This window comes from Streptomyces sp. NPDC033221, assembly GCF_055577005.1.
Map to the genome: position 1 here is coordinate 1 of NZ_JBVIQN010000036.1, position 16,649 is coordinate 16,649.

General features: G+C 71.1%; 15 protein-coding genes. All 15 read right to left on the reverse strand.

Annotation, left to right across the window (positions count from 1 at the left end; translation table 11 throughout):
* Positions 1 to 128 precede the first annotated feature (128 nt).
* The 15 genes from ACZ53K_RS34115 to pgsA all read right to left on the reverse strand — a co-directional run bounded on the left by ACZ53K_RS34115 (position 129) and on the right by pgsA (position 16,464).
* Positions 129 to 2,645 carry a RelA/SpoT family protein gene (locus ACZ53K_RS34115; RefSeq protein ID WP_468844457.1) on the reverse strand — a complete coding sequence of 839 codons (2,517 nt, stop codon included), beginning with the start codon at positions 2,643 to 2,645 and terminating at the stop codon, positions 129 to 131.
* 219 nt (positions 2,646 to 2,864) lie between these two features.
* Positions 2,865 to 3,413, reverse strand: coding sequence for an adenine phosphoribosyltransferase (locus ACZ53K_RS34120; RefSeq protein ID WP_468844459.1), 549 nt, complete (start codon positions 3,411 to 3,413; stop codon positions 2,865 to 2,867).
* Positions 3,410 to 4,567 carry a protein translocase subunit SecF gene (gene secF / locus ACZ53K_RS34125; protein WP_468844461.1) on the reverse strand — a complete coding sequence of 386 codons (1,158 nt, stop codon included), beginning with the start codon at positions 4,565 to 4,567 and terminating at the stop codon, positions 3,410 to 3,412. The genes ACZ53K_RS34120 and secF overlap by 4 nt, the downstream gene beginning before the upstream one ends.
* Position 4,568: 1 nt before the next feature.
* Positions 4,569 to 6,332, reverse strand: coding sequence for a protein translocase subunit SecD (gene secD, locus ACZ53K_RS34130; protein WP_468844463.1), 1,764 nt, complete (start codon positions 6,330 to 6,332; stop codon positions 4,569 to 4,571).
* Positions 6,333 to 6,481: 149 nt separating this feature from the next.
* Positions 6,482 to 7,045 (reverse strand): preprotein translocase subunit YajC, encoded by a 564-nt coding sequence (gene yajC / locus ACZ53K_RS34135; RefSeq protein WP_468844466.1) that lies wholly within the window; start codon positions 7,043 to 7,045, stop codon positions 6,482 to 6,484.
* Positions 7,046 to 7,207: 162 nt separating this feature from the next.
* Complete coding sequence (ruvB, locus tag ACZ53K_RS34140) at positions 7,208 to 8,308, reverse strand: Holliday junction branch migration DNA helicase RuvB (RefSeq protein WP_468844656.1); 1,101 nt, start codon at positions 8,306 to 8,308, stop codon at positions 7,208 to 7,210.
* 112 nt (positions 8,309 to 8,420) lie between these two features.
* The gene (ruvA, locus tag ACZ53K_RS34145; RefSeq protein WP_468844468.1) at positions 8,421 to 9,041 is read right to left on the reverse strand and encodes a Holliday junction branch migration protein RuvA; all 621 of its coding nucleotides are present in this window, start codon (positions 9,039 to 9,041) and stop codon (positions 8,421 to 8,423) included.
* Positions 9,038 to 9,661 carry a crossover junction endodeoxyribonuclease RuvC gene (gene ruvC, locus ACZ53K_RS34150; protein ID WP_468844470.1) on the reverse strand — a complete coding sequence of 208 codons (624 nt, stop codon included), beginning with the start codon at positions 9,659 to 9,661 and terminating at the stop codon, positions 9,038 to 9,040. Before ruvC ends, ruvA begins: the two co-directional genes overlap by 4 nt.
* A gap of 146 nt (positions 9,662 to 9,807) precedes the next feature.
* Complete coding sequence (locus ACZ53K_RS34155) at positions 9,808 to 10,560, reverse strand: YebC/PmpR family DNA-binding transcriptional regulator (RefSeq protein WP_468844472.1); 753 nt, start codon at positions 10,558 to 10,560, stop codon at positions 9,808 to 9,810.
* 104 nt (positions 10,561 to 10,664) lie between these two features.
* A complete protein-coding gene (gene pdxT, locus ACZ53K_RS34160; protein ID WP_468844475.1) occupies positions 10,665 to 11,255 on the reverse strand; it encodes a pyridoxal 5'-phosphate synthase glutaminase subunit PdxT in 591 nt (196 codons plus the stop codon).
* Positions 11,256 to 11,281: 26 nt separating this feature from the next.
* On the reverse strand, positions 11,282 to 12,211 hold the full coding sequence (pdxS, locus tag ACZ53K_RS34165) for a pyridoxal 5'-phosphate synthase lyase subunit PdxS (RefSeq protein ID WP_468844477.1): 930 nt from the start codon (positions 12,209 to 12,211) through the stop codon (positions 11,282 to 11,284).
* A gap of 148 nt (positions 12,212 to 12,359) precedes the next feature.
* Complete coding sequence (locus tag ACZ53K_RS34170) at positions 12,360 to 12,905, reverse strand: hypothetical protein (RefSeq protein ID WP_468844479.1); 546 nt, start codon at positions 12,903 to 12,905, stop codon at positions 12,360 to 12,362.
* A gap of 651 nt (positions 12,906 to 13,556) precedes the next feature.
* On the reverse strand, positions 13,557 to 14,717 hold the full coding sequence (locus ACZ53K_RS34175; protein WP_468844481.1) for a glycosyltransferase family 4 protein: 1,161 nt from the start codon (positions 14,715 to 14,717) through the stop codon (positions 13,557 to 13,559).
* Positions 14,714 to 15,745: a phosphatidylinositol mannoside acyltransferase gene (locus ACZ53K_RS34180; protein ID WP_468844659.1), complete on the reverse strand. Its 1,032-nt coding sequence runs from the start codon at positions 15,743 to 15,745 to the stop codon at positions 14,714 to 14,716. The genes ACZ53K_RS34175 and ACZ53K_RS34180 overlap by 4 nt, the downstream gene beginning before the upstream one ends.
* A 5-nt stretch (positions 15,746 to 15,750) precedes the next feature.
* Positions 15,751 to 16,464 (reverse strand): phosphatidylinositol phosphate synthase, encoded by a 714-nt coding sequence (gene pgsA, locus ACZ53K_RS34185; RefSeq protein ID WP_468844484.1) that lies wholly within the window; start codon positions 16,462 to 16,464, stop codon positions 15,751 to 15,753.
* Between the last annotated feature and the right edge of the window lie 185 nt (positions 16,465 to 16,649).

Below are 16,649 nucleotides of genomic sequence, written 5' to 3' on the forward strand. Positions count from 1 at the left end.
GAGCCCGCACCCGCACCAGCCACTTCGCAGCACTTCGCCCCGCCGAACTACTCGGCGAGGCGAAGTGATCAACACCCCGATTAACCAACAGCGTCGGAGATCCGTACCGGGGCCCTCCTACGTGTGCGTCACGGCCTGCGTGCCGAGGTCACCCGGTACACGTCGTACACGCCCTCCACGCTCCGTACCGCCTTCAGAACGTGCCCAAGATGCTTCGGGTCGCCCATCTCGAAGGTGAAGCGGGAGGTCGCCACCCGGTCGCGGGACGTCTGGACGGCCGCGGACAGGATGTTGACGTGCTGGTCGGACAGGATGCGGGTGACGTCCGACAGCAGCCGGGACCGGTCCAGCGCCTCGACCTGGATGGCGACCAGGAAGACCGAGGACTGGGTGGGCGCCCACTCGACGTCCAGGATGCGCTCCGGCTGCTTGGACAGCGAGTCGACGTTGACGCAGTCGGCGCGGTGCACCGAGACGCCGTTGCCGCGGGTGACGAAGCCGATGATCGGGTCGCCCGGCACCGGCGTACAGCAGCGGGCCAGCTTGACCCACACGTCGTCGACGCCCTTGACCACCACGCCCGGGTCGGCGCTGGAGCGCCGCTTGGAGCGCGGCCGGATCGGGGTGGATTCGGCGATGTCCTCGGTCGCCTCGTCCTGCCCGCCGAGCGCCTGGACCAGCTTCTGTACGACGCTCTGCGCGGTGACGTGGCCCTCGCCGATGGCGGCGTACAGGGACGAGATGTCCGGGTAGCGCATCTCGTGGGCGAGGGTGACCAGCGAGTCGCCGGTGAGGATGCGCTGGATCGGCAGGTTCTGTTTGCGCATCGCCCGGGCGATGGCGTCCTTGCCCTGCTCGATGGCCTCGTCGCGGCGCTCCTTGGAGAACCAGGCGCGGATCTTGTTGCGGGCGCGCGGCGACTTCACGAAGCCCAGCCAGTCCCGGGAGGGTCCGGCACCGGGCGCCTTGGAGGTGAAGACCTCCACGAGGTCGCCGTTGTCGAGGGTCGATTCGAGCGGCACGAGCCGTCCGTTGACGCGGGCGCCTATGGTCCGGTGGCCGACCTCGGTGTGGACCGCGTAGGCGAAGTCCACGGGCGTGGCACCGGCCGGCAGCGCTATCACGTCGCCCTTCGGCGTGAAGACGAAGACCTCGTTGCGGGACAGGTCGAAGCGCAGCGACTCCAGGAACTCGCCCGGGTCCTCGGTCTCCTTCTGCCAGTCCAGCAACTGGCGCAGCCACGCCATGTCGTTGACGGCATCGTCCTTGTTCTTCGGCACGTCGGTCCGCACCTTGGACGCGCCGGCCACGGCCTCCTGCTTGTACTTCCAGTGCGCGGCGATGCCGTACTCCGCGCGCCGGTGCATGTCGAACGTACGGATCTGCAGCTCGACCGGCTTGCCGCTGGGACCGATCACGGTCGTGTGCAGCGACTGGTACATGTTGAACTTGGGCATCGCGATGTAGTCCTTGAACCGCCCCGGGACCGGGTTCCACCGGGCGTGGACGGTGCCGAGCGCCGCGTAGCAGTCGCGGACGGTGTCGACGAGGACGCGGATGCCCACCAGGTCGTAGATCTCGGCGAAGTCGCGGCCTCGCACGATCATCTTCTGGTAGACGCTGTAGTAGTGCTTGGGCCGGCCGGTGACGGTGGCCTTGATGCGCGCCGCGCGCAGGTCGGCCTGGACCTCGTCGGTCACTATGGCCAGGTACTCGTCCCGCTTGGGGGCGCGCTCGGCGACGAGCCGCACGATCTCGTCGTACATCTTGGGGTAGAGGATCGCGAAGGCGAGGTCCTCCAGCTCCCATTTGATGGTGTTCATGCCCAGGCGGTGCGCCAGCGGAGCGTAGATCTCCAGCGTCTCGCGGGCCTTCTTCTCCTGCTTCTCGCGCTTGAGGTAGCGCATGGTGCGCATGTTGTGCAGGCGGTCGGCGAGCTTGATGACCAGGACGCGCGGGTCCTTGGCCATCGCCACGACCATCTTGCGCACGGTCTCGGCCTGCGCGGCCTCGCCGAACTTGACCTTGTCCAGCTTGGTGACGCCGTCGACGAGCAGGGCGACCTGGTCGCCGAAGTCGCGGCGCAGGGTGTCCAGGCCGTACTCGGTGTCCTCGACGGTGTCGTGCAGCAGGCCCGCCATCAGGGTGGCCGGGTCCATGCCCAGCTCGGCGAGGATCGTGGTCACCGCGAGGGGGTGGGTGATGTACGGGTCGCCGCTCTTGCGCTTCTGGCCGCGGTGCCAGCGCTCGGCGACCTGGTAGGCGCGTTCGACCTGCCGCAGGGTGGCGGCCTCGATCTTCGGGTCGTTGCTGCGCACGATCCGCAGCAGCGGTTCGAGGACCGGGTTGTACGGGCTCTGCCGCTGCACGCCCAGGCGCGCCAGGCGGGCCCGTACCCGGTTGGAGGAGCCGGTACGGCCGGTGTAGACCGGTGGTGTGGGCTTGGCGGCCGGTACGGGCGACGCGGCGGGCCGGACGGCGGGCGGCTGGGACTTCGGCACGCCGGAGCCCTCGCTGTTCTTCTGCGCACCCGAGTTCTGCGCACCCGAGGCAGCCGCGTCCGCGGGGCCGGGCTGGTCCGGGTGGGCGGACTGCGACGCCCCCGGGCGGAGTCCGGGAGAAAGCGGCTGGGCCTCGTCTGGCAAGAGCACTCCTCAAAGGGGGTCCGGACCACAAGACCACGAACGGGTCGGGCTGCCATGGTATCGACCTCGGCGCTCGGGCTCTTCCGCGGCCGCCGGGTCCGTACATGACAGCAAAAGGGCACCCGGGTTTGTTCCGGATGCCCTTTTGCTCACTTTTTGCGGAATTTCGTTCGTACGGGGGTGGCACGGCCACCGCCGTACGGACGGCCCGCAGGCCCGTCAGACCGTGATCAGCGACTCCAGCGGAGCGCCCTTGAGGCCCTGCTCCAGCCGCTGCCGCCCGGCCAGGAAACCCAGCTCCAGCAGCACCGCCACCCCGGCGACCTCGGCCCCGGCCCGCCGGACCAGTTCCAGCGACGCCTCGGCCGTACCGCCGGTGGCCAGCACGTCGTCGATCACCAGCACCCGGTCGCCGGGCGCGACGGCGTCCGCGTGTATCTCGATCTCCGCCGCGCCGTACTCCAGGTCGTACGCCTGGCGGAGCGTCGCACCGGGCAGCTTGCCCGCCTTGCGTACGGGCACGAAACCGATACCGGCCCGTACGGCCACCGGAGCGGCCAGGATGAAGCCGCGCGCCTCCAGGCCCACGACCTTGTCGGCCTCGTACCGCTCGCACAGGGCGACGAACGCGTCGGTCAGCGCGCCGAAGGCGGCCGGGTCCGCCAGCAGCGGCGTGATGTCCTTGAAGACCACCCCCGGCTTCGGATAGTCCGGCACATCGGCGATCCGGCTGAGCAGCAGTTCCCGCAGGCCGTCGGGGGCGCTCATCGGCGCTTGCCCGACGGACGGCCACGGCCACGGCCGCGGGACGCAGGCTGCCGGCGCTGACCGGCCATGGCCTCGTTCTCGGCGTTCTCGGCGTTCTCGGCGTCCTCCGCGTCCAGCGGCTCGGCCGCGTCCCCGGCGTCCTGCGCGGCGGCGTCCTGCTGCCCCGGCGCCTCGGCCTTGGCGGCGGCCGCGGCGCGCTTCGCACGCACCCGCTTGGCCAGCGCCTTCATCGCCGGCTCGCGCTCCTTGAAGTCGGCGACCAGCGGGGTCGCGATGAAGATCGAGGAGTACGCGCCGGCCGCGAGGCCGACGAACAGGGCGAGCGAGATGTCGTTGAGCATCCCGGCACCGAGCACACCGCCACCGACGAAGAGCAGACCGGCGACCGGCAGCAGCGCCACGATCGTGGTGTTGATGGAGCGCACCAGGGTCGAGTTGATACTGCGGTTGGCCAGCTCCCCGTAGGTGAAGCGGGTCTGCTTCCCGATGTCCTTCGACGCTTCCTTGAGGCTGTCGAAGACCACGACGGTGTCGTAGAGGGAGTAACCGAGGATCGTCAGCAGACCGATGACGGTGCCCGGGGTGACCTCGAAGCCGACCAGCGCGTACACGCCGACCGTGATCGTGAGGTCGTGGATCAGCGCGATCAGGGCCGCCAGCGCCATCCGCCACTCGAAGGCGATGGCGAGATAGATCACCACCAGGATCATGAAGATCCCCAGGCCCAGCCAGGCCTTGTTGGCGATCTCCTCACCCCAGCTGGGGCCGACGAGCTGGGTGTTGATGTCCTTGACCGGGACGTTCAGGTCCTTGGCCAGGGCCTCCTGGACCGGCAGCGACTGCTGGGTGTCCAGCTCGCTGATCTGGATGCGCAGGCCGCCGTTGCCGAGCTTCTGGACGGTGGCCTGGTGGCCCTCCGCCGCGGCCTCGGCCCGGTGCTCCGCCTCCGTCGCGGAGACGCTCGTCTTCGGGGTGGTGAAGACCGCGCCGCCGGAGAACTCGATGCCCATGTTCAGGCCGCGCACCGCCAGGCCGACGATGGCCGTGATGGTGATCAGGATCGAGATGCCGTACCAGATCTTCCGCTTGCCGATGAAGTCGTAACCGACCTCACCGCGGTAGAGCCGGGCGCCGATGTTGCCGAGCTTCGACATCTCACGCCTCCTTCGTCTCGGTGGGGGCGGTGGTGCGGCGGCGGCGCAGCGGCGGCTTGGCACCCAGACGCTTGGGGTCCAGGCCGGACCACGGGTGGCCGTTGGCGAAGAACTTGCGCCGGGCCAGCAGCGTCATCAGCGGCTTGGTGAAGAAGAAGACCACCACGACGTCGAGCAGCGTGGTCAGGCCCAGCGTGAACGCGAAGCCCTTCACCTTGCCGACGGTGACGATGAACAGCACGAACGCGGCCAGGAACGACACGAAGTCGGAGACCAGGATCGTGCGCCTGGCGCGCGGCCAGCCGCGTTCGACGGCCGGGCGCAGGGTGCGGCCCTCGCGGATCTCGTCCCGGATGCGTTCGAAGTAGACGATGAAGGAGTCGGCCGTGATACCGATGGCGACGATGGCGCCGCAGACGGCCGGCAGGTTCAGCGCGAAGCCGATGGCCGGGCCCAGCAACGTCATGATGGCGTAGGTGAGGACCGCCGAGACCGCGAGGCTCGCCAGCGCGACCAGCGCCAGACCCCGGTAGTAGGCGACCAGGTAGACGATGACCAGCGCGAGGCCGATGGCGCCCGCGATCAGGCCCGCCTGGAGCTGCTCGCCGCCGAGCGCCGCGGTGACCGTGGTCTCGTCGGCGATCTTGAAGGAGAGCGGCAGAGCACCGTAGGACAGCATGTTCGCCAGGTCCTGGGCGCTCTGCTGGTTGAAGCTGCCGGAGATGGTGGCGCTGCCGCCGTTGAGCTGCTGGCTCACCCGCGGGTCGGAGACGACCGCGCCGTCCAGGGCGATGGCGAACTGGTTCTGCGGCTGGGTCTTGGTGGCCAGCTTGCCGGTGATGTCGGCGAACTTCTTGCCGCCGGCGCCGGTGAAGTCCATCTGGACGATCCAGCCCTGGCCCTGCTGGCTGTCGAAGACCGCGGAGGCGTCCTTGACGTCGGTGCCCTCGACGGCGACCGGGCCCAGCACGTACTTCTGCGAGCCGTCGTCCTTGCAGGCCACGACCGGGTCGCCCGGCTTGACGCCGGCGGCCTGCTCACTGGCCGCGGCGCGCGACTGCTTGGTGGAGCAGTCCAGCTCCGCGAGCTGCTTCTGCAGCGCGGCCGGGATCCCGTCGGCGCCGGTGGACGGCTGCGGGGTGTCGCCCGGCTTGGGCGAGGCGCTGCCGGAGGCCTTCGGCGGGTCGGTCGGGCCCTTCTTGAGGGCGCTGGTCACGGCGCGGCCCTGGGTCGTGGCGGTGGCCGTCGGCTTCGCGGTGGACTTGCCGTCCTGCTTGCCGTCGTCCTTCTTGCCGTCCTCACCCTTGCCACCCGCGGAGGGGGTGGGGCTGGGGCTGGCCGGCGGCGTCTTCGTACCGGCGGTGGCGGTCAGCACCGGCCGGAAGCCGAGCTGAGCGGTGGTACCGACCTGCTTGCGGGCCTGTTTCGCGTCGGTCCCCTTGGGGATGTTGACGACGATGTGGTTGGTGCCCTGGGTCTGGACCTCGGCCTCGGACACACCGAGACCGTTGACACGCCGCTCCATGATGCTCTGGGCGGTTTTCATGTTGGTCTCGTTGATCGCGTCGGGCTTGCCGGGCTGGTTACGCGCCTCCAGCGTGAAGCTCGTACCGCCCGCGAGGTCGATGCCCAGCCGGGGCGTCGAGGTGCCGGAGATGAACATCCCGCCGACCAGCGCCGCCATGGCGATCAAGATCAGGACCAGGGTGCGCCCCGGCCTTCCCTGGCCCCCAGGAGACCTGCGGCCCTTTTTCGGTGCTGCCACCTTCTCGTATCTCCCTGTCCAACCGCCCGGCTCGGTGCCTGCCGAGCGGCCACGAAGTGTAGTGGGGACGTGCCCCCGCCGGAGCCTAAACCGTCCCGGAACCGCGGTGCACCGTTCGAGGGGTGCTCCGCGGTTCCGTCGGGGCGGGGCTACTTCGCGTCGGCGCCGCCGTCCTTCTTGTCGGCCTTGTCGGCCTGCGCGCCGCTCTTGGCACCCTCGGCGGCCTCGGCACCGGTCGCGTCCTCGGCCTTCCCGGCGTCCTTCGCGTCGGCGGCGGGCTCGCTCTTGGCAAGGTCGGCCTTCGGCGACTTGTCCAGGTTCGCGGGCTTGTCGCCGGCGTCGGCCTGGTCGTCGGCGGCGGTCACGGCCGGGGTGCCGTCGGTCAGCGAGGAGGCGTCGTCCGGCACGACCGCGCCGTCCTTGCCCACCTCGGCGCCGTCGAGGATGCGGTTGTACTCCTCGTCCGGGAGGACCGCGCCGACCGCGTTCTTGGCGTAGAGGGCGTGCACGCCGGGGGCCACCTCAAGGAGGACGCTGTCGTCGTGGATCTCCTTGACGGTGGCGTACATGCCCCCAATCGTCCGGATGCCGGTGCCGGGCTGCATCTCATCGCGCATCTGCGCGGCCGCCTGCTGCTTCTTCTTGGCGGACCGGGTCATCAGGAACATGGCCCCGATGAGGACGATGAAGGGGAGGAGAGTCACGATACTCACGGGACGGAAATCCTTCGCACGACCGCACGTCCGCGGTCTGATATACGGGGGTGGATATGCCGGACCATACGGTCGGCATCGGCGGAGTCTAAGCGAGTCCGCACCGGTGGAACAACGCCCAGCATGGCACCGCAGTTCCTGACCCGGCGAGTCCCCGCGCCGTCACGTCCCGAACAGGCCCTGCTGTCCGGTTCCCCCCGCCTGCTGCTGAGGCGGGGTCAGGCCCAGGTGGGCCCATGCGGCGGGGGTGGCGATCCGGCCACGGGGCGTACGGGCGAGCAGGCCCTCCCGCACGAGGAACGGTTCGGCGACCTCCTCGACCGTCTCACGCTCCTCGCCCACCGCCACCGCCAGGGTGGACAGGCCCACCGGGCCGCCGCCGAACAGCTTGAGCAGCGCGGTGAGCACCGCTCGGTCCAGGCGGTCCAGGCCGCGGCCGTCGACCTCGTACACGTCCAGGGCCTGTGCGGCGATCTCCCGGGTGATCACACCGTCCGCCTTGACCTGCGCGTAGTCGCGGACGCGGCGCAGCAGCCGGTTGGCGATGCGCGGGGTGCCGCGGGAGCGCCCGGCGATCTCCGCGGCGCCCTCGGCCTCTATGTGCACGTCGAGCAGCCCGGCGGAGCGGTGGATGACCCGTTCCAGTTCACCGGGGGCGTAGAACTCCATGTGACCGGTGAAGCCGAAGCGGTCGCGCAGCGGCGGGGGCAGCAGACCGGCCCGGGTGGTGGCGCCGACCAGGGTGAAGGGCGGCAGCTCCAGGGGAATGGCGGTGGCGCCGGGGCCCTTGCCGACGATGACGTCGACGCGGAAGTCCTCCATGGCCATGTAGAGCATCTCCTCGGCGGGCCGGGACATCCGGTGGATCTCGTCGAGGAAGAGCACCTCGCCCTCCTGGAGAGAGGACAGGATCGCGGCCAGGTCGCCGGCGTGCTGGATGGCGGGGCCCGAGGTGATGCGGATCGGGGCGCCCATCTCGGCGGCGATGATCATGGAGAGGGTGGTCTTGCCCAGGCCGGGGGCGCCGGAGAGCAGTACGTGGTCGGCGGTCGCACCCCGGGCGCGGGCCGCGCGCAGGACCAGGTCGAGCTGCTCGCGCACCCGCTCCTGCCCCACGAACTCCTCCAGGTCCTTGGGGCGCAGCGCGGCCTCGACCGCGGTGTCCTCGCCGTCCGCGTCGGCCCCCACCAGCCGGTCGGGCCCCTCGGCCGTACCGCCCTGGAGCGGGCCGGCCGCGGTCTCGGTGGGCTCGTCCCAGTTCACTGCGTCCTGCCTCACGTGGTCGTACCGGCCCGGTGGACCGGCTTCGCGTCGCGCTTCTTACGGGGGTGGGCGATCGTACGGGCCCGAGCCGCCCGGCCGTCCCGCACCGGGCTCACCGCGCCCGGTTCAACGTCTGGAGGGCGGCCTTGAGCAGCTGCGACACCTGCGGCGTGCCGCCCTCGGAGACCGCCGCCTCGGCCTGCGGCGCGACGGCGGACACCGCCTCGTCGGCCTCCCGGGTGGCGTACCCGAGGCCGATCAGCGCGGCGTGCAGCTGGTCGCTCCAGCCGGCCGTCACGGCGCTGCCGATGCCCGCACCGCCGCGGCCGACGGGCGCGCCGAGCCGGTCCTTCAGCTCCAGCAGCAGCTTCTGGGCGCCCTTCTTGCCGATGCCGGGCACGGCCGTCAGCGTCTTCTCGTCACCGTTGGCGACGGCGAGCCGCAGCGTGTCCGGGGAGTGCACCGCGAGCATGGCCTGCGCCAGCCGCGGCCCCACCCCGCTGGCGGTCTGCAGCAGTTCGAACGTCTGCCGCTCGTCGTCGTCGGCGAAGCCGTACAGGGTGAGCGAGTCCTCCCGTACGACGAGGGAGGTGGCCAGCTTGGCCTGCTGGCCGATGCGCAGCCCGGATAGGGTGCCCGGCGTGCACTGCACGGCCATGCCGATGCCGCCGACCTCCACGACGGCGGTGTCCGGGGCCAGGGCCGCGACCGGGCCGGAGACGAAGGCGATCATCGGGTGCCCTTCTGGGGTGCCTCGGACCGCGGTCCGGGAGCGCGTGCGGGAGTACGTCGGACGGGGGCGGGCGCCGGGCGGGCACGGGCAGCGGCCTGCGCCTGCTGGAGGCGGTTGGCCGCGTGCGCCTGCTGGAGACGGTTGACGGCGGGGGCGCGCCAGATGTGGCAGATGGCCAGCGCCAGCGCGTCCGCCGCGTCCGCCGGCTTGGGCGGGGCGTCCAGCCGCAGCAGCCGGGTGACCATCGCGCCGACCTGCGCCTTGTCGGCGCGGCCCGATCCGGTCACGGCGGCCTTGACCTCGCTGGGGGTGTGCAGGGCGACGGGCAGGCCGCGGCGCGCGGCGCACAGCATGGCGACCGCGCTGGCCTGGGCGGTGCCCATGACCGTACGGACGTTGTGCTGGCTGAAGACCCGCTCGACGGCGACGCAGTCGGGCCGCTGCTCGTCGAGCCACTCCTCGATGCCGCGCTCGATGAGCACCAGGCGGTGGGCGATGTCCGCGTCGGCGGGCGTGCGGACGACGCCGACGCCGGCCATCGTCAGCGGGCGGCCCGCGACGCCGTCGACCACGCCGACCCCGCAGCGGGTCAGCCCCGGGTCCACCCCCAGCACCTTCATCGCCGCTCCCCCACTTCTCCCCTTGGCCGAACCCTTCGCGCGGGCCTCGACCCGCTGATCAGCACAGTATCGGCTGCCACTGACAACGCAGGACGGGCCGGCGGGGTGTGTCCCCGCCGGCCCGTCGCCGCGCAGCTGACCGCCCGTCAGGCGTCGACCTTCGCCATGACCTCGTCGGACACGTCGAAGTTGGCGAAGACGTTCTGCACGTCGTCGCTGTCCTCCAGCGCGTCGATCAGCTTGAAGATCTTGCGGGCGCCCTCTTCCTCCAGCTCGACCTGCATGGTCGGCACGAAGTTGGTGTCGGCCGAGTCGTAGTCGATGCCCTCCTTCTGGAGAGCGGTGCGGACCGCGACCAGGTCGGTGGCCTCGCTGAGCACCTCGAAGGACTCGCCGAGGTCGTTGACCTCTTCGGCACCGGCGTCCAGGACCGCGCCGAGCACGTCGTCCTCGCTCAGCTCACCCTTGGGGACGATCACCACGCCCTTGCGGTTGAACAGGTAGGAGACCGAACCCGGGTCGGCCATCGAGCCGCCGTTGCGGGTCATGGCGACCCGGACGTCCGAGGCGGCGCGGTTGCGGTTGTCGGTGAGGCACTCGATGAGCACCGCGACACCGTTGGGGCCGTACCCCTCGTACATGATCGTCTCGTAGTCGGCGCCGCCGGCCTCAAGACCCGCGCCGCGCTTGACCGCGCTGTCGATGTTCTTGTTCGGCACCGAGCTCTTCTTCGCCTTCTGAATGGCGTCGAAGAGGGTCGGGTTGCCCTCGACGTCGGCGCCGCCGGTGCGCGCCGCGACCTCGATGTTCTTGATCAGCTTCGCGAAGAGCTTGCCGCGCTTGGCATCGATCACGGCCTTCTTGTGCTTCGTCGTAGCCCATTTAGAGTGGCCGGACATCCGCCTGTCTCCTTCGCGTAACCAGGTTGAGAAACGAACGTCACAGATCCTACCGGGACGGGGTCGGGCCACCGCACACACGGCGCCCGGCCCCCGGCGGACCGTCAGGCGTCGCCGCGCACCATGTCCACGAAGTACGCGTGCACCCGGTGGTCGCCGGTGAGCTCCGGATGGAAGGACGTGGCGAGGACGTTACCCTGCCGGACCGCCACCGTGTGCCCGTCGTACGACGCCAGTACCTCGACGGCGGCGCCCGTCGACTCCACCCAGGGCGCCCGGATGAAGACACCCTCGACCGGTCCGCCCGCGACACCGGCCATCTCGACGGCCGCCTCGAAGGACTCGTTCTGCCGCCCGAAGGCGTTACGGCGCACGATCATGTCGATGCCGCCCAGCGTCTCCTGGTCGGCCCGGCCGTCCAGCAGCTTGTCGGCCAGCATGATCATGCCCGCGCAGGTGCCGTAGACCGGCTTGCCGGAGCACACGAACTCCCGCAGCGGCTCCAGCATCCCGAAGACGACCGCCAGCTTCGACATGGTCGTCGACTCGCCGCCCGGAATGACCAGGCCGTCCACGCCGTCCAGTTCCTCGGGCCGGCGCACCGGCCGGGCCAGGGCGTCCGCGGTGGCCAGCGCCGTCAGATGCTCGCGCACATCGCCCTGAAGGGCCAGCACGCCGATGGTGGGGTTACTCATCGCTCTCCCGCTCGCCGTTCCCTGGCTCACCAGCCGCGGTTGGCGTAGCGCTCCGCCTCGGGGAGGGTGTCGCAGTTGATGCCGACCATGGCCTCGCCCAGGTTGCGGGAGACGTCCGCGACGACCTTCGGGTCGTCGTAGAAGGTGGTGGCCTTGACGATGGCGGCGGCACGCTTGGCCGGGTCGCCGGACTTGAAGATGCCGGAGCCCACGAAGACGCCCTCGGCACCGAGCTGGCGCATCAGCGCGGCGTCGGCCGGGGTGGCCACGCCACCGGCGGAGAACAGCACGACCGGCAGCTTGCCCAGCTCGGCGACTTCCTTGACCAGCTCGTACGGGGCGCGCAGCTCCTTGGCGGCGGCGAACAGCTCGTTGTTGTCACAGCCGCGCAGCTTGGCGATCTCGCCCTTGATCTGACGCAGGTGACGCACCGCCTCGACGACGTTGCCGGTGCCCGCCTCGCCCTTGGAACGGATCATGGCCGCGCCCTCGGCGATACGGCGCAGCGCCTCGCCCAGGTTGGTCGCGCCGCACACGAACGGGGTGGTGAACGCCCACTTGTCGGAGTGGTTGACCTCGTCGGCCGGGGTGAGGACCTCGGACTCGTCGATGTAGTCGACGCCGAGCGACTGCAGCACCTGCGCCTCGACGAAGTGGCCGATCCGGGACTTGGCCATGACCGGGATGGAGACCGCGTCGATGATCCCGTCGATCATGTCCGGGTCGGACATGCGGGCCACCCCGCCGTCCTTGCGGATGTCCGCGGGGACCCGCTCCAGGGCCATGACCGCGACGGCACCGGCGTCCTCGGCGATCTTCGCCTCCTCCGGCGTGACGACATCCATGATCACGCCGCCCTTGAGCTGCTCGGCCATACCGCGCTTGACGCGGGCGGTACCGGTCTCGGGGTTCCCGGCGGGAGCGGTGGCAGACGTGGCGTTGGGCGTGCTGGACACGGTAGACCTCACTAAGTGCGGGCGGATGGACTCCGCCGCCCACACAACCGTTCGCCCCACACCGCTGAAAAGGGCCAATCGAAAGGCAGTGGCTCGTCACGACGCCGACGGCCCGGCGGAACCCGTCACACCACCCGTCAAACACCCCTCAGCGAACAGCGCCCCGGTCGTCCAGAACCGCCGGCGGCTCGTCATCCATCTCGAACGCCATCGGGAACGGCGCGTGCCCCGCGAGGCGGAACCAGCGCACCACCCGATGGCGGCGCACGGCACGGGCCGCCCGTACGGAGTCGTTGTGGAACCGCCGCGCCATCGGCACCCGGCGCACCGCGGCCGTCAGCTCGGCGACCGTCTGCTCACCACCGGGCGCCTCCCGCAGGACTTCGAGCTGCCCCTCGTCGTCGAAGACCGCCCGCAGCGTCTGGCTCAGCCCGCTCTCGGCGACCTCCCGCTGCTCCTCGGCCGCCTGCCGAGCCTCGTGCGCCACCTCGTACAGCACGATCGACGCGGCCGGATCGAGAACCCCGGACGTCCCCAGCTCCTGGGCCACCGAAGCCCGGCGCAGAAGCTGCGCGTCCAGCGCCGCACGGGCCGCGTCGATGCGCGCATGCAGACGGTCCAGCCGCCCCGCGGTCCAGCTCAGGTAGACGCCGATGACGACGAGGGCGGCCGCGATCCAGATCAAAGTGGTCACGCCGGGTCACAGTACCGGCCGCCCGGATCAACCCGTGGGGTGGATGACGGCGCCGGACGCAGGAGTGGAGACCACAGCCCGGGAACCACCCCGTTCTCCGATCCGCCCGGCAGCCCCCGACCCCAGCGTTTCCGGCACCAACCACGCCGGTCGTCCGGCCCGGCGAACACCCCCAACGCACCAGCCAGGAGGCTGCCCCATGGCCCAGCCCCGCCGGCGCCGCGACCACGGCTCCCCCGCCCTACGCCACGGCCTGCGCACCCTCACGGCGATATGAGGCGGCAGCCAACCCCACCTGACCAGCCCCCCAGGTCCCCCAGCGCCCTCAACCCCGAGAGCCTCCTCACAGGGCGGGCGCCCAACCAGAGTCACCGTCTTTCCCCCTCCCCCCACCGGCCGGAAGTCGCAGAACCACGGGAGGGGGCGCGTAGGGGGCCATCCCCGCAGGCAGCCGGATCTCTGGGTTCACAACGACCCTCGACGACGCCGTGCACGGTGCCGTGGGGGCACCCCCGGCCGGAGGCTGGGGGAGAGTTGGCCCCCTGCGCGCACCCGCACCCAAAAACCAACCCCTGCGAACCCGGCGCGACAGCGCAAAATCCTCGCGCGAAGCGCAGAGGCCCCCCGGCCCTTCGGCGGCCAAAGGCCGCCTCAGTCCCGGGCCAACCCCCACCGCGCCCGCAACCCCACCCGCTCGTCCGTGGCCACCATCGCCGCCCCCGCGGTAACCGTCTCGTACACGGCGAGAATGTCGGCTCCGACGGTCGACCAGTCGAACCGCCGCACATGCCGGCTCCCCCGCTCCCGCAGTTCGGCCAGCCGTCCCGGATCGCCGAGAAGCCGTACGGCCGCAGCGGCGAGCGCCCCCGCGTCCTCGTTGGCGAACAGCTCGCCCGCCTCTCCCTGGTCCAGCACCTGCGCAAACGCGTCGAGGTCGCTGGCCAGCACCGGCGCCCCGGCCGACATCGCCTCGACGAGGATGATGCCGAAGGACTCGCCGCCGGTGTTGGGGGCGACGTACAGGTCCACGCTGCGCAGCAGCCGCGCCTTGTCCTCGTCGCTGACCATGCCGAGGAACTCCACCCGCGAACGCAGTTCGGCGGGCAGCTCCGCGACGGCTTCCTCCTCGTCGCCCCGGCCCGCGACCAGCAGCCGGGCGTCGGGGACCGCGGCGAGGATCTCCGGCAGGGCCCGCATCAGGACGGGCAGTCCCTTGCGGGGTTCGTCGATGCGCCCGATGAAGCCGATGGTGCGGCCCTGCCACTCCTCCTTGGGCGTGGCCTCGGCGAAGAAGCCGACGTCGACGCCGTTGGGGATGACCACCGCGTCGCCGCCGAGGTGTTCGACCAGGGTGCGCCGGGCGTACTCGCTGACCGCGATCCGGGCGCTGATCTTCTCCAGCGCGGGCTGCAGGATCGGGTACGCCGCGATCATGACCCGGGAGCGCGGGTTGGAGGTGTGGAAGGTGGCGACGATCGGGCCCTGCGCCGCCCAGCAGGCGAGCAGGCCGACCGACGGGGTGCCGGGTTCGTGGATGTGGATGACGTCGAAGGCGCCGTCGTGCAGCCAGCGGCGGACGCGGGCGGCCGACAGGAAGCCGAAGTTGAGCCGGGCAACCGAACCGTTGTACGGCACGGGGACGGCACGTCCGGCGGAGACGACGTACGGCGGCAGCGGTGTCTCGTCGTCCGCCGGAGCGAGTACGGAGACTTCGTGGCCGAGCCGGATCAGGTGCTCGGCCAGGTCCCGGATGTGGAACTGGACGCCGCCCGGGACGTCCCACGAATACGGGCAGACAATCCCGATTCTCAAGACCGCTCCGTCCGCCGGCCGTCGCCACGCGCCTCATCGGCCCGCGCCCCGTCGGCCTCCGCGGCGCCCCCGCGCCCCGCAGAATCCCGCCCCACGTCCCCCCGCGGTTCCAGATCTCCCAGCCAAAGCCGTTGCAGCATGTGCCAGTCCTCCGGATGGTCGGCGATGCCGGAGGCGAAGGCGTCGGCCATCTCCTGCGTCATCGTGGCGGCCTTCTCGGCGCGGGTGCCGGTCTGGGGCACCTCGATCTCCGGGTGCACCCGCCCGCGCATGACGGAGCTTTCGTCGTACCACAGGGTGACCGGCAGGAGCATCGCCCCGGTCTGCACCGCGAGCATCGCCGGTCCGGCCGGCATCTTGGCCGCTTCGCCGAAGAACTTCACCTCGATGCCGGAGGCGGACAGGTCCCGGTCGGCGACGAGGCAGACCAGGCCGCCGGCCCGCAGCCGCCGGGCGAGGGTGCCGAACGCGGCGCCGCCGGTGTGCGGCAGCACCTCCATGCCCAGGCCCTCGCGGTAGGCGACGAACCGGTCGTAGAGCGATTCGGGCTTGAGGCGTTCGGCGACGGTGGTGAAGGGCACGCCCAGCTTGGTGGTGACCCAGGCGCCCGCGAGGTCGTAGTTGCCCATGTGGGGCAGCGCGAGGACCACGCCGCGGCCGCTCTTGAGGCCGTCCACCAGGTGGTGCACGTCCGCCGGCGCGAAGCCGCCCCTTATCCGCTCCTTGCTCCAGGCGGGCAGCCGGAAGGACTCCATCCAGTAGCGCAGGTAGGAGCGCATTCCGGCCCGGGACAGCTGGGCGAGACGCTGCGGCGTGGCATCCGGCACCACCCGGGCAAGATTCGCCTCCAGGCGCAGCACGCCCTTGCCGCGCCGCTTCCACACGGCATCGGCAACCCGCCGGCCCAGCGCCTTCGCGGCCGGTTCGGGCAGTCTCTTCACCGCGCTCCAGCCCAGGGCATACGCCCCGTCGGTCAGCTTCTCGCGGTCGATGACCGTGCGAGTACGGTCGATGACCGTACGAGTCATGCGCTTCACGCGCTGTTCCCCCCTTGTGCGATGGCGTCGGCCTCGGCGGACTCCCGGCGTACGGTCACCACGCGCTGGCCGAGGGTGACCGCGCTGCCGACGGCGACCACCCACAGCGCGACGGGCAGCAGGTACTGCACTCCCGGCACCCCGAAGGCGTGCAGTCCGGCGAGGCCGGCGGCGACCAGGGTGATGACGAGCCGCTCGGCCCGTTCCACCAGTCCGTTGACGTTCACCGGCAGCCCGATGCTCTCGCCCCTGGCCTTGGTGTACGAGACCACCTGCCCGCTGGCCAGGCAGAAGATCGCCACCGCGCAGAGCCAGAGGCTGTCGCCGGCCCCGGCGTACCAGAGCGCCAGTCCGCCGAAGATCGCCGAGTCGGCGACCCGGTCGAGGGTGGAGTCGAGGAAGGCCCCCCAGCGGCTGGACCGGCCCAGCTGCCGTGCCATGTTGCCGTCCACCAGGTCCGAGAACACGAACAGCGTGATGACGATCGTGCCCCAGAAGAACTCGCCGAGCGGGAAGAAGACCAGGGCACCCGCCACCACACCCCCCGTGCCGACGAGGGTGACCGCGTCCGGGCTGACCCCGAGGCGGATGAGCAGGGCGGCGAATGGCGTGAGGACACGCGTGAAGAAAGCACGCGCGTACGTGTTCAGCATGGCCTTCCCGGAGGTCGATACGGGCCGCGCGGTCAATGGGGCCACCGGCTGGCCCATCGTAGCCAGGCGGCACCCGCGTACCGCGAACGCACCACGGCCCGCGGCGCGACCCGTGACCGGCCAGGACGTCGGCGCAGCAGCCGTCACCCCCGTGCCGGCCCGTGCCACGGGGCGTCCCACAAGATCCCTGATCGTCCCTTGTGCGATGTATGGACGTGCCATGACCAGGGTGGAAAGCTCGA

What these genes read in the sequence shown, in the direction of transcription:
- ACZ53K_RS34180 (WP_468844659.1), bottom strand. Translation starts at nt 15,745, where the DNA reads ATGACTCGTACGGTCATCGACCGTACTCGCACGGTCATCGACCGCGAG.
- pgsA (WP_468844484.1), bottom strand. Translation starts at nt 16,464, where the DNA reads ATGGGCCAGCCGGTGGCCCCATTGACCGCGCGGCCCGTATCGACCTCC.
- ruvC (WP_468844470.1), bottom strand. Translation starts at nt 9,661, where the DNA reads ATGAAGGTGCTGGGGGTGGACCCGGGGCTGACCCGCTGCGGGGTCGGC.
- ACZ53K_RS34120 (WP_468844459.1), bottom strand. Translation starts at nt 3,413, where the DNA reads ATGAGCGCCCCCGACGGCCTGCGGGAACTGCTGCTCAGCCGGATCGCC.
- ACZ53K_RS34155 (WP_468844472.1), bottom strand. Translation starts at nt 10,560, where the DNA reads ATGTCCGGCCACTCTAAATGGGCTACGACGAAGCACAAGAAGGCCGTG.
- secF (WP_468844461.1), bottom strand. Translation starts at nt 4,567, where the DNA reads ATGTCGAAGCTCGGCAACATCGGCGCCCGGCTCTACCGCGGTGAGGTC.
- pdxT (WP_468844475.1), bottom strand. Translation starts at nt 11,255, where the DNA reads ATGAGTAACCCCACCATCGGCGTGCTGGCCCTTCAGGGCGATGTGCGC.
- ruvA (WP_468844468.1), bottom strand. Translation starts at nt 9,041, where the DNA reads ATGATCGCCTTCGTCTCCGGCCCGGTCGCGGCCCTGGCCCCGGACACC.